Raw genomic sequence first — 14,011 nt, 5'->3', positions numbered from 1 at the left:
TGGTTACGAATCTAGCACGTGCTCCACGAGCTCCCGGATGAGCGCGTCGGTGTCGTAGCCCTCGACGATCGCCGGCATCGTCAGCGCGTCCACGACCAGGCCGAACATCGCGAAGTACAGCAGCGCGACGCCGGTGCGGCCGCCGGGGAGCCCGGCCGCGAGGTGGTACTCGACGAGCTCCCGGTGTTCGGCCGCGAGGAAACCGCTGAGCTCGGCGTAGAGATCGGGGCGGCGGGTGGCCTCCAGCCGCAGCTCGAGCATCGCGAGGTTGCTCGACCGGTCGGCGCGCTGACGCGTCAGCAGCTGGCGCATCAGCTCACCGACCAGCGCGTGCGACGGCGTTCCGGCCATGGTGGCCGCGAGCGCCTCCGGATCGGGGGTGAGACGCTCCCGCGTGCGCCGCATCACCTGCGCGAGCAGCTCGTCGCGGTTGGCGAAGTAGTTCGTCGCGGTGCCGGTGGGGACACCGGCCTCCTTGTCGATGGCGCGCAGCGTCAGCCCGCGTGACCCGTCCCGGGCCAGGACCTCGATCGCCGCGTCGAGCAGCGCGGTGCGCCGAGCCGGGTTCTGCCGCATGCCTGCAGTACTACTACACGTCCTCGCGGAGCGCGGACCAGCGCGCGAGCCGTTCGCTGACGCCGGCCTCGTTGCCGTCGGTGGTGGGCCGGTAGAACGTCTCCCGCACCATGCCGTCGGGGAAGTAGTTCGCGCCCGAGAACCCGTCGGGGGTGTCCGGGTCGTACTGGTAGTCCTCGCCGTAGCCGAGGTCACGCAGCAGCCCGGTGGGGGCGTTGAGGATGTGCGCCGGCGGCATCAGCGAGCCGGTGCGGCGCGCGGCGGCGCGGGCCTCGTCGAAACCGCGGTACACGCTGATCGACTTCGGTGCGGTGGCCAGGTACACCGCGGCCTGGGCGATGGCCAGCTCGCCCTCGGGCGAACCGAGCCGCTCGTAGACGTCCCACGCGGCGAGCGTCTGCCCCACCGCCTGCGGATCGGCCATGCCGACGTCCTCGGTGGCGAAACGCACCAGCCGGCGGGCGACGTAGAGCGGGTCCTCGCCGCCCTCGAGCATGCGCGCGAGCCAGTACAGCGTCGCGTCGGGATCGGAGCCGCGCATCGACTTGTGCAGCGCGGAGATGAGGTTGTAGTGCCCCTCCTGCTTCTTGTCGTAGAGCGGCGCCCGCTTCTGCACCAGCTCGGCGAGCCGGCCGACGTCGAGCGGCGCCCCGCCCCGGGGCAGCTGCTCGATCATGTTCAGCAGGTAGCGGCCGTCGCCGTCGGCCATCGCGACCAGGGCCTGACGGGCGTCGGCGGTGAGCGGCACCGGACCGGCGCGCCCGATCAACGTCTCCAGAGCGTCGTCGTCGAGGCGTTTGAGGACGAACACCTGGCAGCGGGAGAGCAACGCGCCGTTCAGCTCGAAGCTCGGGTTCTCGGTGGTGGCGCCGACCAGCACGACCGTGCCGTCCTCGACGTAGGGCAGGAAACTGTCCTGCTGGGCGCGGTTGAACCGGTGGATCTCGTCGACGAAGAGCAGCGTGCCCCGGCCGATCTCACGGCGCTTCGTGGCGGCCTGGAAGACCCTCCGCAGGTCGGCGACGCCGGAGAACGTGGCCGAGAGCGGCTCGAAGACGAGCTCGCCGCGCTCGGCCAGCAGCCGCGCGATCGTCGTCTTGCCGCACCCCGGTGGGCCCCACAGGATCATCGAGACCAGGCGCTTCTCCGCGACCATCCGCCCCAGCGGCGCGTCCGGCGCCAGCAGGTGGCCCTGGCCGACGACCTCCCCGAGCGTCGACGGACGCAGCCGGTCGGCCAGCGGCCGCGCCGGCCCCGCACCCTCGAACAACGGCAACGCTTCGTCCATACCGTGACCGTACGGCTAGGGTCCGACAGATGGGGTTCGCGGAGGAGGTACGGGCGGCGTTCCGGCGGGGCGACACCGCCACCGTGACGCTGCTGGCGCGGTCCGAAGTGGAGCGGGCCCGCGAGACCGGGGACCCGGCGGGCGAGGTCGAGGCGCTCTACGCGCTCTCCCGCGTCGCGCTGCGCGAGGAGGACCTGCCCCGGGCCGGACAGCTGGCCGAGGCCGCGCTGGTCACCGCGGTGGCCGCCGGCGACCGGGCGCTGGAGGAACGGCCGCGGCACGTGCTCGCCGCCGTGGCCCGGCTCTCCGGCGACCTCGTCACCGCGCGGGAGCGCTACCGGGCGAGCATCGCGCTGAACGAGGAGCTCGGCCGGCCCGGGACCGTCACCTCCGAGACGTACAACCTGGCGTTCACCGAGCTGCACCTGGGCGACCTCGCGCGGGCCCGCGACCTGTTCGCGGCGGTGCGGCGCCGGGCCACCGACCCGACCATGCGCGCGTACCTGGGCATCGGCGCGGCCGCGCTGTCCGGCGCCGAAGGCGACCACGAGCGGGCCGCGTTCCTGCTGGGGAGCACCGACGCGGCGTTCGCGGCGCTCGGCCAGGTGCCGGACCCGGACGACGCCGGCGAGCTGGCCCGGGTTCGCGCCGCCGCCGTCGCGGCGCTGGGCGAGGACGGTTTCCGCGGGCAGCACGCGCGCGGGTACTCCCAGTATCCCGGTGAGGTGGGTTAACGTCGGCGGATGGGACAGACGGTGCAGCTGAGCGCGGTCCTCGAACCGCGCGGTCCGGCCGGTGCGTTCGTGCTCACCGACGAGCAGGCCGCGGCACTCGGGGACGGGAAGAAGGCGTTCCCGGTGACGGTCACGGTCAACGGCGTCACGCTCGCGCTGCGGCTGGCCCGGATGGGCGGCGAGAACATGATCGGCCTGGCCAAGGCCGCCCGCGCGCAGGCCGGCGTGGAGCTCGGGGAGACCTACGACGTCACGATCTCGGCCGACGCGGGGGAGCGCACCGTCGAGGTGCCGGCCGACCTGGCCGCCGCGCTGGCCGCCGACCCGGCCGCCGGGGCCGCGTTCACCGGCCTGGCGTACTCGCACCGCAAGGAGTTCGTCCGGTGGGTCACCGAGGCCAAGCGCGAGGCCACCAGGGCCGACCGGGTCGGCAAGACCGTGGAGATGGTGCGGGAGGGGAGAACCCGCTGATGACGGGCGCCCGAGGCCCGCGTCGCGGGCGCGGGCGATCGCCTCGGCCCGACCGGCGACCTGCAGTTTGACGAAGATGTTCGAGACGTGGTTGCGCACGGTCTTCGGCGACAGGCCCAGCGTCGTCCTCGAGCATGGTGAGCACGACGATCCCGATGTGCGGGCTGGTCGCGACGATCCGCCGGGTGGCTTCGATCCCGTCGAGGCCGGGCATGTGCAGGTCCATCAGCACGACGTCGGGCTGCAGGCGGGTGGCCAGCGCGACCGCGCTCTCCCCGTCGGCGGCCTCGCCGACCAGGTCGATGTCCTCGACCGAGGCCAGCAACGCACGCAGCCCCGACCGGAACGGCGCGTGGTCGTCAGCGATCAGCACGTCCATGGCGGCCTCCCAGCGGAATTGTGGCGGTCACGACCGTTCCCCCGCCAGGGCCGTCGGTGATCAGGCACTCCCCGCCGAGCTCACGGGCCCGCTCACGCATGGTCTCGGTGCCCACTCCGGGCACCACGACGTCGGGCCGGCCGCGTCCGTCGTCGATGACCTCGAGCCGGAGGACCGCGCCGGTCACCGCCGCCCGGATCGTGGCCGACCGCGCCGCGGCGTGCCGCCCGACGTTCGTCAGCGCCTCCCGGGCGATCGCGTACGCGGCGACCTCCACCGCGGCCGGGAGCGGTGGTAGCGGGTCGATGTCGACGGACACCAGGAGCCGGTCGTCGGGCCGGGCGGCGGCCTGCCGGATCGCCTCGGCCAGGCCGAGCTCGTCGAGGGCCGGCGGGCGGAGCGCCCGGCTGACCCGACGGACCTCGGCGACCGCCTCGGCGCAGTCGGCCAGCACCTCGTCGAGCAGCGCGGTGGCCGCCTCCGGGCGCGCGCCGACCAGGTTCCGCGCGGCCTCGATCCGCATCGCCTGCGCCGCCAGCGTCGGGCCGAGCCCGTCGTGCAGTTCCCGGCGCAACTGCCGCCGCTCCTCTTCGCGCGCGGTCACCAGCCGCTCCCGGGAGGCCTGCAGCTCGTCCGCGAGGCGCACCGCGCGGGTCTGCAGGCGGACGGCGAGCAGCGCGGTGGCGGCCTGCCGGGCCAGGTCGTCGACGAGCCGTTCGTCGCGGGAGTCGAACTCCTCGCCGGGTCCGCGCGCCGCCAGCACCAGCGCGCCGAGCACCTCGCCGTGCTGGTGCAGCGGCCGCCGCCGCAGCGGCTCGTCGGGCCGGTCGCCGGAGGCCGCCAGCAGGCCACCGCCCGCGTCCTCCACCGCCGCGTACCGTGTGCGCACCGCCTCGCGGATCGACCGGACCAGCGTCGGCAGCACCGCGTCGGTGTCCTGCAGCCGCCGGGTGAGCGCGCGCACCGCGGCGTGCGGCTCGTCCCGGTCGCCGTACGTGAGCCGGTTCGCCAGGCGCTGCAGCGGACGGCGCAGCGGCTCGACGAGCACCGCGACGGCACCGGCCGCCGCGAACGACGCGAGCGGCGGAGCGTCGACGGCCACCGCGCGGCTCACCACCGTGACCACCACCGCGTACACCGTGCCCAACGCCAGCGTGAGCCCGCCCAGCACCAGGGCCCGGTTGAGGATCGGGTCGATGTCCCAGAGCCGGTAGCGCAGCACCGCCCGCGCGATGGCCGCCGGCACCAGCGCGAACACCCCGCCGAAGACCGCCAGCTCGAACCCGGCCAGCACCACCGCGCCGACCGGCGAGCGCGGGACGTACGTGTTCGCGAACGCCACCAGCGTGAAACCCACCGCCGCGGTGACCATCGCCGCCGCGACCCACTTGGTCTGCTGCCGCTGCACCGGCGTGGAGACGCGCCGGTACCGGCGCAGCTGCGACCACGCCCCGACCCCGAACCAGCCGACCACGACCACCAGGTCGAGCACCCCGGGCAGCCGGACACCGGCGGCCAGCAGCGTGTCGGCCCCCACGACGTACACCGCGACCACCGCGAACACCGGACCGGTCCAGCGCGGCACGAACCGTCCGTCGGGGAAGCAGTACGGCAGACCGAGGAAGCCGACGAAACCCAGGTGCTGGATGACGACGAAGGTCACCGTGACCGCAGCCGGCCACCCCGGAACCGGCACCGTGTCCGGCCAGACCACCCCGAACACCACCAGCACACCGGCGGTGAGCACCGCGGCCCGATCGTGCGGCCGCCGCGCCAGCACGAGCACGCCGACGCCGAAGAACGCGGCCGCCACCAGCACGAGCACGGTCACCGTCACGCCGGCGAACACCGTGCGGGAGACGCCGAGCTCGTCGAGACCGGCCCGGACCGCCTCCGGGCGCGCGACCAGCGCGGGATCCAGGTCGGCCAGGCGGCGGAACGCCGGACCGACGCCGGCCACGAACCCGGCCGCGCCGATCACGGCGAGCGCCGCGACCACGATCCGCAGGAGCCTCCACATCAGAGCAGGATCCCGTGGCGCCCTAGGCTCCGGCCAGCGTCGTGTCGGCCGCTGATCGGCCGACCGCCAGCCACGCCCCGCAGACACCGAACGCCAGCAGCAGCACGGTGATGCTCGCGTTCTCGGCGAACGGCACGAAGATCAGGATCGGCGCCAGCGTGATCACCCAGCCCAGCGCCCGCGGGTACACGCGGGCGCGGATCGTCGCGATGCCCGCGATCAGGATGCCGACGTTCAGCGCGAACAACCCGGCGACGACGTAGACGAGGAAACCGGTGCTGATCTCGTCCAGGGCACCGCGTTCGGCGAGCGCGGCGTTGCCCGGCCGGGCCCTACCTGTCGATCATGGTTCTCCCCTGTCCGCTCGTGCTTCGACGAGGGGAAATGCTGACCGGGAACTATCCCGGGCCGGATGGTGCGGCGGTCCCGACCGGCCGGGAGAGTTGTCCCGCCCGGTAGGCGCGCGAGGCCTCGGCGATGCGTCGCGCGGTGTCGACGAAGGACCGGAGTTCCTCCGCGCCCACCTCCGCGCCCACCGCGTCGGCCCAGGCGTGCTGGGTGTCGCGCAGGAGCAGCAGCGTGGCGCGCCCGGCGTCGGTGGGGGAGAGCAGTTTGGCCCGGCGGTGGTGCGGGTTCGTGCCGTAGGCCGCCCAGCCCTTCGCGACCAGCAGATCGGCGGTGCGTTGCACGCTCTGCCGGGCGAGCCCCAGCCCGACGCGCCGCGCGATGTCCGAGACGGTCAGCGGTTCGTCGAGCGTGGCGCCGAGCACCTGCCACCAGGCCGGGGTGAGGCCGGCCGGTTCGCTGATGTCCCGCGCGGCGGCCAGCAGCTCACCGTTGAGCTCGAACACCGGCAGCACCGCGTCGGTGAGCGCGTTCCCGGCGGCCGACCGCTCGGTCACGCGCCCACCAGCTGGTCGAAGTAGCGGCGCTCGCCGGTGGTGTAGAGCCCGTACCAGGCCTCGACGACCGCGGCGGGGAAGAGCTCGAGGTCCTCGAACAGCGCGCGGGCGAAGTCGATCGGCGCGGTGGCGGGTGCGGTGATCAGGTGCCGGTCGGTGACGACCTTCGCGTCCCGGTAGAGGTGCGCGCCGCCGTAGGCCGGCAGGTAGTCGGGTGCGTTGCTGGTGTGCGCCCGCTCGTCGAGCAGCCCGGCGCGGGCCAGGCCGAACGTCGCGCCGCAGATGCCCGCCACGGTGACGCCGCGCTCCAGCGAGCGCCGGGCCAGGTCGAGCACCTCGTCGTGGCCGGACTCCCAGGTGTCGGCGCCGGGCAGGACGAGCGCGTCGACGGTGTCGGGCACCGGATCGACGAGCAGCCGCAGCCCGCCCATCGTGCGTACCTCGGTGACGCCGGGTGCGCCGAACACACGCAGCTCGCCGCCGGCCATGGCCAGCCCGGCCACCAGGTAGCCGTACTCCCAGTCGGCCATCGTGTCGGTCGCGTACAGCGCAACGGTGGTCATGAGGCCAGGCTAATTGACAGCATCCTGTCAATCAAGTTCCGCAGCGTGACAATTGCCACTACGGACGGTCGTCATAGCACAACATCGCTACCCCGGAGCGGACATCCAATTCTTAAGTTCGCCGACTTACTGTCTCTGGCACGAACCGGGCGGGCGAGGGGGCGACGGCATGGCGAAGAAGATCCGACGGAGCCGGCACCTGATCGCGTCGCTCGTGCTGTGCGGCCTGCTCGCCGGCGTCGTGCTCGCGGCCGCGGCGTTCCCGGCCGCCGGGTTCACCGGGCTGACCGCCAAGTCGGCGTCCGACTCGTTCAGCGACCTGCCGGCCGACCTCGAACTCCCACCGGCCCCGCAGGCCTCGACGCTCTACGCCAGCGACGGGCGCACCGAGATCGCCGAGTTCTACGACGAGAACCGGCGCAACGTCTCGCTCGACCAGATCGCGCCGGTGATGCGCCAGGCCATGATCGCGGCCGAGGACAACCGGTTCTACGAGCACCGCGGCGTCGACCTCAAAGGCATCGTCCGGGCCTTCGTGAACAACCAGAAACAGGGCAGTTCGACGCAGGGCGCGTCCACGCTCACCCAGCAGTACGTGCGCGCGAGCCTGCGCTACGGCGCGAAGACGCCCGCGGAGGAGCGACTGGCCACCGAGGACACGGCCGGGCGCAAACTGCGTGAGATCCGCTACGCGATCGCGCTGGAACACGAACTCGACAAGGACCAGATCCTCACCAACTACCTGAACATCACGTACTTCGGCAACGGCGGCTACGGCATCTACGCCGCCTCGCAGGCGTACTTCAGCAAACCCCCGTCCGAGCTGACGCTGGCCGAGGCGGCGATGATCGCCGGGCTGGCGCAGAACCCCACGCAGTACAACCCGGTCGAGAACGACCACAAGTTCGCGATCGACCGGCGCGACTACGTGCTCAACCAGATGGTGAAGCTCAAGTACGTCACCCGCGCCCAGGCCGACGCCGTGAGCCTGAGCGACCTCGGGCTGAAACCGAAGTCCAGCGCCCAGTCGTGCGAGAACGGCGACACCGCCTACGGGTTCTTCTGCGGCTGGTTCCTCGACTGGTGGAAGTCGAACCCGGCGTTCGGCGCCACCACCGCCGAGCGCGTGGACAACCTGCGCAAGGGCGGCTACTCGATCGTCTCGTCGCTCGACGTCGGCATGCAGAAAGCGGCGCAGCAGCAGGTCGACGCGGCGCTGGGCACCGCCGACCGCCGGTTCGCGACCGGGGTCGTGCTCGTCGAACCGGGCACCGGCCGGGTGAAGGCGATGGCGGTGAACCGGGCGTACGGAATCGGTACCGGCCAGACCGTGGTTCCGCTGCTGAGCGGGTCGTCGATGTCGCCGGGCTACCAGGCCGGCTCGACGTTCAAGATGTTCACCGCGATCGCCGCGCTGCAGAAGGGCATCCCGCTCAGCCACGAGCTGTACGCGCCGGACCGGTACGTCTCCCGGTACCCCGGCGAGTGCGCGGTGGGCGGTGACCGGTACTGCCCGAAGAACGCCTCGCCGAAGATGACCGGCGACCAGACGATGTCGAGCGCGTTCGGCGAGTCCGCGAACACGTACTTCATCCAGCTCGAGGAAGAGGTGACGGTGAAGTCGGCGATCGCCGCGGCGGAGTCGGCCGGCGTCGTGCTGCGCGGCAGCCGGGACGTGCAGCTCGCGGAGGCGGCGCAGAGGACTGCCACCGCCTGGGGCTCGTTCACGCTGGGCACCGCGCAGGTCTCGCCGCTGGACATGGCGAACGCGTACGCCACCGTCGCGGCCCGGGGCACCTACTGCGAACCGCTGCCGCTGACGTCGATCAGCGACCAGGTCGGCAAACAGGTCGCGACGCTCGCCGACCCGACCTGCCGCCAGGCGTTCAGCCCGTCGGTGGCCGACGCCGCGGCCGACATGGCCCGGTGCCCGGTGGGGCAGCAGTCGATGGTCGGGCTCGCCTGCTCGCACCCCGGCGGCAACCCCACCGCGGCCAGCGTCGGCGCGGCCGTCGACCGGCCGGTGGCGGGCAAGACCGGCACGACCGACGACAACAACGCCGCCTGGTTCATCGGCTTCACCCCGAACCTGGTCGCCGCGTCGTTCCTGGCCAACCCGGACAAGTACGACGACGAGGTGCCCGACACCAAGACCCCGATCAACGTCACCCGCGAGACGCTCGTCGCCGTGCTCCCCGGCCTGCCCGCCGAGTCCTTCACCGCCCCGACGAACGCGCTGGCCTACGGCTGATCGGGCCGACTGCTCCTCGGTCGCGCCTGACGTGGTGACAACTCACCGCACCGGGACGACACCGGATATCGCGTGGTACTGCTGGTGGATGTTCGAATGGTCGACCACGGTGCGGTACATGGAAGTCGACGCGCAGGGCGTCGTGTTCAACGGGTGGTATCTGACGTATCTCGACGAGGCGTTCACGGCGTTCCTGGCCGACCGTGGCCTCTCGCACGCCGAGCTGACCGGCTCGGGGCACGACGCCGCCGTCGTGCGGACCGAACTGGATTGGCGGGCCGGCCTGCACTACGGCGACGTGCCGACCGTCGTCGTGTCGACCGCGCGGGTGGGCCGCACCAGCTTCGCGCTCGACTTCGAGGTGCGCCGCGACGGCGAGGTGACGTGCTCGGCCCGCACCGTCTACGTCGTGATCGCCACCGACGGCTCGGGGAAACGCGAGATCCCGCCGCGGCTGGTCGAGGTGCTGGGGAGCCCGGCGCCGCTGCGGAACTGACTCAGGACGCCTCGGGCCAGTCGAGCGTGATCCGGCCGTCGGGCGTGCGGGAGATCCGGCCGGCACCGTCGGGCACGCGCACGTCGGGCGTCGCGCGCAGCTGGAAACCGGCCGCGGAGGGCACCAGCACCGCGACGACCCGCGTCGGTGGCGTCGGTTCCTCGGCGTCGGTGTCGGCGGTGGCCCTGGTCAACCCCAGCGCGGTGGCCAGCCGCCGCAGGGGCAGCCTGGTGCGGGTCATGGTTGTGCTCCCGGGACGGAACTCACGTGTCAATCGCGTCGGACGATGACAGCCGCCTCTACACGTCTTCTACACACGGCCGATCTAGGGTAGAACGTGTTCTATGACGAGCTATGACATCGCCGGTCAGACCGTCACGATGCCCGTTCAGGTGCGCGACGCGTCGGCCGCGACGATCCTGTACGAAGTGGACGCCGCCGCGGCGCAGGCGCTGGTGCCCGGCGACGCGTTCCGGGTCGTGGAGAACGAACCGGGCCGCGCGCACTTCGCGCTCGTCCTGGTCGACTACCGCGACAACGACCTCGGCGCGTACCACGAGGTCGGGTTCACGTTCTTCGTCCGCCCGGCGGCCGGCGGCGAGGACGGCACGTTCATCACCCGCCTGCCGGTGAACCAGGCGTTCACCTGCGAGGCCGGGCGCACGATCTGGGGTTTCCCGAAGACCGTGGAGCGGATCGACGTCGAGAACACCCCGGCGTCGAGCACCTGGTCGCTGATCGTCGACGGGCAGCACGCGTTCACCGTGCGCACGCCACGCGGCGGCACCGACGAGACCCCGGCCACCCCGATGGCGGCCTACTCGCTGATCGGCGGCGAACCGCACCGCACCACGTTCACCCAGGGCGGGCACGGCTCCCAGGTGGTGTTCGGCGGCGAGGGCGTCGAGCTGACGCCGGGCGACGGGCCGCTCGCGAAGGAACTCGCCGACCTGGGGCTGCCGGGTGCGCCGGTCGTGCTCACCACCTGGACCGAGCGGATGCGAGCGACGTTCGAGGTCCCGCGTCCGCTGACGTAGCCCGCCCGGATGGTGCCGGTGCACCACGCCGGGCGGCTCCCGGCCACGACCCGGTGGCTGCGCGACGGCGACGGTCACGTCTCGGTGCTCGACGCCTACGGTGACGCGCTGGACCGGCTCACCGAGGCGGCGGCCAGCCGGGCGTAACGCTCGGCGAGGTCGTCGGTGGCCGGGCCACGCAGGAGCACCAGTTCGTAGAAGACCGGCGCGCACGACGCGACGAGCACCGGGCGGGCCGGGACGCCGGGTGCGACCCGCTCCACCACCACCGCGGCCGCGGCGTACCGGTCCTCCCAGAACGAGCGCAGGGCCTCGGCGGCGACGGGGGAGCGGAACGACGCCGCGATCAGCGCCGCCGTGATCGACGGCACCTCGGTGAGCGCGGCGACGATCTGCCGGTTGATCGCGGTGAGGTCGCCGACCAGCGACCCGGTGTCCGGCGGCGTCCACGGCACGTCGCGCGCCGCGTCGAGCGCGTCGGCGAGCAGGCCGCCGGTGTCGCGCCAGCGTCGGTACACGGTCGTGCGGTGCACCCCGGAGCGGGCGGCGACCGTGTCGATCGTCAGCCCGTCGTACCCGGTCTCCAGGAGGAGCGCGGCGACCGCGTCCAGCACCGACCGGCGGTTCCGGGCGGTGCGGCCACCCGGTCGGCTACTCGCTTGCGGAGAAGGGCTCACGTCGTTAATGCTACAGGCATCGCATTAAGAGGGGAGCCAAGGATGTCCGAAGTGGTGCTGACCGGTGCGCCCTACGCGGTGACCGGCGACGCCGACGGCACGGTCTGGGCGACGATCCTGACCCGGCCCGGCCTCGCGCGGGTGCGTCACGGCGAGGTCATCTACGAGACACTGCCGGACCGCCCGATGCTGCTGACCCTCGCCCCCGACGGGGCGCTCTGGTACACCGCCGGCGACCGCCTGGGCCGGCGCGACCCCGCCGGCGAACACACGGTCACCGCGCTGCCCGCGGGGTCGGCCCCGTACGGCATCGCGGCCGCGCCGGACGGCACGATCTGGTTCACCGCGCCCGGACGCAACCAGCTCGGGTGCCTCGGCGACGACCTGGTCCTCCTCGACCTCCCGGTACCCGACGCCCGCGCGGCGATGCTCACGGTCGCGCCGGACGGCACGGTGTGGGCCGCGCTCAACGGCGCCGGTGCGCTCGCCCGGGTGCGGGACGGGTCGGTGGAGGTCGTCGAGCTCCCGGACGGCTCGGCGCCGGTCGGCGTCGCCGCGTCCGCGTCGGGGGTGTGGTTCGCCGACATCGCCGGTGGCCGCGTCGGCCGGGTGGACCCGTCCGGCCACCGGCACGAGACCCGGTTCGACGCCACGAGCCGGCCGCACGCCGTCGCCGCGGACGGTTCGGGCGGGTGCTGGGTGACGCTCTGGGGCTCCGGGGAGCTGGCCCGGATCGCGGCGGACGGGGCCGTGACGATCCGGGCGTTGCCGGGCACGGAGCCCCACGGCCTGTGGGTCTCACCCACCACGGTGTGGGTCGCGATGGAGAGCGGCTCCCTGGTCGCGATCCCCACCGATTAGGCCCTGGGGCCGAGTGCGCGGGGTCAGGCGGCCGCGCGGCCGGGGTCGAGGACCGCGCGCAGCGCGGCGCGTACGACGGTGGCGGGCGGGAGCCGCCACCCGATCGTCTCGGGGGCCCGCTCCCACCGCAGCTTGCCCGCGCTGACGATCGACGGCGGCAACGTCACCCACCCGCCGTCACCGTGCAACGTGGCCCCGCCCACCGCGGTGGCCAGCCACAACTCGTCGTCGACCGGGATCGGCGCGCTGAACAGCTGACGTTCGCCGGTCGGCAGCGCCAGCACCGGCGCCGGTGGGCACCCGGCGTCGGCCAGCCGGGCCTCGAGCGCGGCGACGAACCGCGCCGGCCCCTCCACCACCGTGGCCGCCGCCCCGCCGGTCGGCATGATCAGGTTGAACCCCCGGTCGTTCCACCAGCGATCGACCTCGTCGGCCGGAATCGACGGCGGCGTGATCCGCGGGGCGCACCGGCCGGGCACCCCGCGGTCCACCGGGTGCGGGCTGCCGTTGTCGCACCCCGGCCGGCCGCACCGGTAGGTGCACGTCTGCGGCGACCAGTAGGCGCCGGGCAACACCGGCCACCCGGCCCCGAGATACTCGTGCGCCGCCGTCGCGAGCGACGCCAACGTCCGCCTCTGGTTCGCTCCTCGAGGCCGACGTTCACCCGGTACCCCGCTGGCGATGCCCACGATGCCTCCGCAACGCAACATTGAACAGTTGGTTGCCGGCCCGGCACCAATGGTGACAGGAGTTCACGCGTCAGAGTGGGAATTCGCCCAGATTGGACCTCGTCGGGGATTTACGCGGGCTTCCGGGCCGCGAAGCGCTCGACGACCCCGGCCTTGAACCGCTCGTGCCGCTCGATCGGGAGCCCGAGCGCTTCCACGTGCCGGATCGGGCGGCGGCGCCAGTGTTCCCCGGCGCTGGGCACGGTGACGATCTCGAGCGTCCGCTGCAGCAGCCGCCCGTACCAGGGCGCGGCCTCGACGTGGTCGGCCAGCAGCAGCAGACCGCCGGGGCGCAGCACGCGGACCATCTCGTCGACGGCACGCCGTTCGTCGGGGATCGCGCAGAGCGAGAACGTGCAGACGACCGTGTCGAACTCGTCGTCGGCGAAGCGCAGGGCCTGGGCGTCGCCGATCGTGAGGTCGATCTTCCGGCCGAGGCGGACGGCACGCCGCCGCGCCTGTTCGAGCATCTGCGGGCTCCACTCGACGCCGGTCAGCCGGGCGTCGGCGGGGTAGTGGGGCAGGTTCAGGCCGGTGCCGATCGCGACCTCGAGGGTGGCGCCGGAGGCCTGCGCGCAGATCCACGGCCGGGTGTCGGCGAAGAAGCGCCGGTCCCAGAAGTCCATCTGCCGGTCGTAGGAGCCGGCCTGCTTGTCCCAGAACGTCCGCCAGCGTTCGTCACGGTTCACGCGCACCCCCACGCTCCGGATCATCGCGCCTCTCCGGGTCCGACTCGGGGTGAACCCCAATTGTTGGCCGACTTGGCACCTGCAAATCTTTATTTGCAGGTTCACGGCGACACGGGGAGCGCGGGCGGATGCTGGAGCAGGTTCTGGAACTGGTCGGGTCGCCGTGGGTGTACGCGATCCTCGCGGCGGTGGTGCTGGCCGACGGCGTGTTCACCGCGCTGCCGTCGGACTCGCTGCTGATCTGTCTGAGCGCGCTCTCGGTCTCCGGCGAACCGAGCCTGATCGGGCTGGCGGTCAGCGCCGCCGCCGGTGCGGTCGCCGGCGACGCGGTCGCCGGCG

At 73.0% G+C, this 14,011-nt stretch carries 17 protein-coding genes and 1 pseudogene; 7 read left to right on the top strand and 11 right to left on the bottom strand.

Going from position 1 to position 14,011, the window contains the following annotated elements; all coding sequences use genetic code 11:
* Positions 1-3: 3 nt before the first annotated feature.
* Together ABD437_RS01630 and ABD437_RS01625 are read right to left on the bottom strand one after the other, a co-directional pair.
* A complete protein-coding gene (locus ABD437_RS01630) occupies positions 4-576 on the bottom strand; it encodes a TetR/AcrR family transcriptional regulator (protein WP_344646902.1) in 573 nt (190 codons plus the stop codon).
* Positions 577-589: 13 nt separating this feature from the next.
* Positions 590-1,864: a replication-associated recombination protein A gene (locus ABD437_RS01625; protein ID WP_344646901.1), complete on the bottom strand. Its 1,275-nt coding sequence runs from the start codon at positions 1,862-1,864 to the stop codon at positions 590-592.
* A gap of 29 nt (positions 1,865-1,893) precedes the next feature.
* On the opposite strand from ABD437_RS01625, the gene ABD437_RS01620 reads away from it, so the two are divergent.
* Together ABD437_RS01620 and ABD437_RS01615 are read left to right on the top strand one after the other, a co-directional pair.
* Positions 1,894-2,598, top strand: a complete 705-nt coding sequence (locus ABD437_RS01620; RefSeq protein WP_344646900.1) for a tetratricopeptide repeat protein — start codon at positions 1,894-1,896, stop codon at positions 2,596-2,598.
* A 9-nt stretch (positions 2,599-2,607) separates the two neighbouring features.
* Positions 2,608-3,069 (top strand): YdeI/OmpD-associated family protein, encoded by a 462-nt coding sequence (locus ABD437_RS01615; RefSeq protein ID WP_344646899.1) that lies wholly within the window; start codon positions 2,608-2,610, stop codon positions 3,067-3,069.
* A 6-nt stretch (positions 3,070-3,075) separates the two neighbouring features.
* Here the strand turns inward: ABD437_RS01615 and ABD437_RS01610 are convergent.
* The 5 genes and pseudogenes from ABD437_RS01610 to ABD437_RS01590 form a co-directional block, all read right to left on the bottom strand.
* Positions 3,076-3,448 (bottom strand): annotated as a pseudogene (locus tag ABD437_RS01610) (response regulator transcription factor); the annotation flags it as partial.
* Positions 3,429-5,468 (bottom strand): histidine kinase, encoded by a 2,040-nt coding sequence (locus ABD437_RS01605; protein WP_344646898.1) that lies wholly within the window; start codon positions 5,466-5,468, stop codon positions 3,429-3,431. The gene ABD437_RS01605 and the pseudogene ABD437_RS01610, both read right to left, overlap by 20 nt.
* A gap of 22 nt (positions 5,469-5,490) precedes the next feature.
* Positions 5,491-5,715, bottom strand: a complete 225-nt coding sequence (locus ABD437_RS01600) for a hypothetical protein (protein ID WP_344646897.1) — start codon at positions 5,713-5,715, stop codon at positions 5,491-5,493.
* A 151-nt stretch (positions 5,716-5,866) separates the two neighbouring features.
* On the bottom strand, positions 5,867-6,370 hold the full coding sequence (locus ABD437_RS01595) for a MarR family winged helix-turn-helix transcriptional regulator (RefSeq protein WP_344646896.1): 504 nt from the start codon (positions 6,368-6,370) through the stop codon (positions 5,867-5,869).
* Positions 6,367-6,933, bottom strand: coding sequence for a DJ-1/PfpI family protein (locus ABD437_RS01590; RefSeq protein ID WP_344646895.1), 567 nt, complete (start codon positions 6,931-6,933; stop codon positions 6,367-6,369). The genes ABD437_RS01595 and ABD437_RS01590 overlap by 4 nt, the downstream gene beginning before the upstream one ends.
* A 169-nt stretch (positions 6,934-7,102) precedes the next feature.
* Between ABD437_RS01590 and ABD437_RS01585 the strand changes: the two genes are divergently transcribed.
* Together ABD437_RS01585 and ABD437_RS01580 are read left to right on the top strand one after the other, a co-directional pair.
* Positions 7,103-9,184, top strand: coding sequence for a transglycosylase domain-containing protein (locus tag ABD437_RS01585; RefSeq protein WP_344646894.1), 2,082 nt, complete (start codon positions 7,103-7,105; stop codon positions 9,182-9,184).
* A gap of 88 nt (positions 9,185-9,272) precedes the next feature.
* Positions 9,273-9,680 (top strand): acyl-CoA thioesterase, encoded by a 408-nt coding sequence (locus ABD437_RS01580; protein ID WP_344646893.1) that lies wholly within the window; start codon positions 9,273-9,275, stop codon positions 9,678-9,680.
* 1 nt (position 9,681) lies between these two features.
* Here the strand turns inward: ABD437_RS01580 and ABD437_RS01575 are convergent, their stop codons facing one another.
* Positions 9,682-9,921 (bottom strand): hypothetical protein, encoded by a 240-nt coding sequence (locus tag ABD437_RS01575; protein ID WP_344646892.1) that lies wholly within the window; start codon positions 9,919-9,921, stop codon positions 9,682-9,684.
* 103 nt (positions 9,922-10,024) lie between these two features.
* Here ABD437_RS01575 and ABD437_RS01570 point away from each other — a divergent pair, with 103 nt between their 5' ends.
* Complete coding sequence (locus tag ABD437_RS01570; RefSeq protein WP_344646891.1) at positions 10,025-10,717, top strand: acetoacetate decarboxylase family protein; 693 nt, start codon at positions 10,025-10,027, stop codon at positions 10,715-10,717.
* A 9-nt stretch (positions 10,718-10,726) separates the two neighbouring features.
* On the top strand, positions 10,727-10,864 hold the full coding sequence (locus tag ABD437_RS01565) for a hypothetical protein (RefSeq protein WP_344646890.1): 138 nt from the start codon (positions 10,727-10,729) through the stop codon (positions 10,862-10,864).
* On the opposite strand, the gene ABD437_RS01560 is transcribed toward ABD437_RS01565, so the two are convergent.
* A complete protein-coding gene (locus tag ABD437_RS01560; RefSeq protein ID WP_425558065.1) occupies positions 10,813-11,394 on the bottom strand; it encodes a TetR/AcrR family transcriptional regulator in 582 nt (193 codons plus the stop codon). The two genes, ABD437_RS01565 and ABD437_RS01560, sit on opposite strands and share 52 nt — an antisense overlap.
* 42 nt (positions 11,395-11,436) lie before the next feature.
* Between ABD437_RS01560 and ABD437_RS01555 the strand changes: the two genes are divergently transcribed.
* Positions 11,437-12,255 (top strand): Vgb family protein, encoded by an 819-nt coding sequence (locus tag ABD437_RS01555; protein ID WP_344646889.1) that lies wholly within the window; start codon positions 11,437-11,439, stop codon positions 12,253-12,255.
* Positions 12,256-12,278: 23 nt separating this feature from the next.
* Here ABD437_RS01555 and ABD437_RS01550 read toward each other — a convergent pair whose 3' ends face one another.
* Both ABD437_RS01550 and ABD437_RS01545 read right to left on the bottom strand, forming a co-directional pair.
* Entirely contained in the window at positions 12,279-12,881 is a 603-nt protein-coding gene (locus tag ABD437_RS01550; protein ID WP_344646888.1) for a bifunctional DNA primase/polymerase, read from the bottom strand.
* Positions 12,882-13,054: 173 nt separating this feature from the next.
* Positions 13,055-13,696 (bottom strand): class I SAM-dependent methyltransferase, encoded by a 642-nt coding sequence (locus ABD437_RS01545; RefSeq protein WP_344646887.1) that lies wholly within the window; start codon positions 13,694-13,696, stop codon positions 13,055-13,057.
* Positions 13,697-14,011 lie beyond the last annotated feature (315 nt).

This window comes from Cryptosporangium japonicum (assembly GCF_039524755.1).
Taxonomy (GTDB): Bacteria; Actinomycetota; Actinomycetes; order Mycobacteriales; family Cryptosporangiaceae; genus Cryptosporangium; species Cryptosporangium japonicum.
This window is presented reverse-complemented; position numbering and strand designations above follow the sequence as displayed.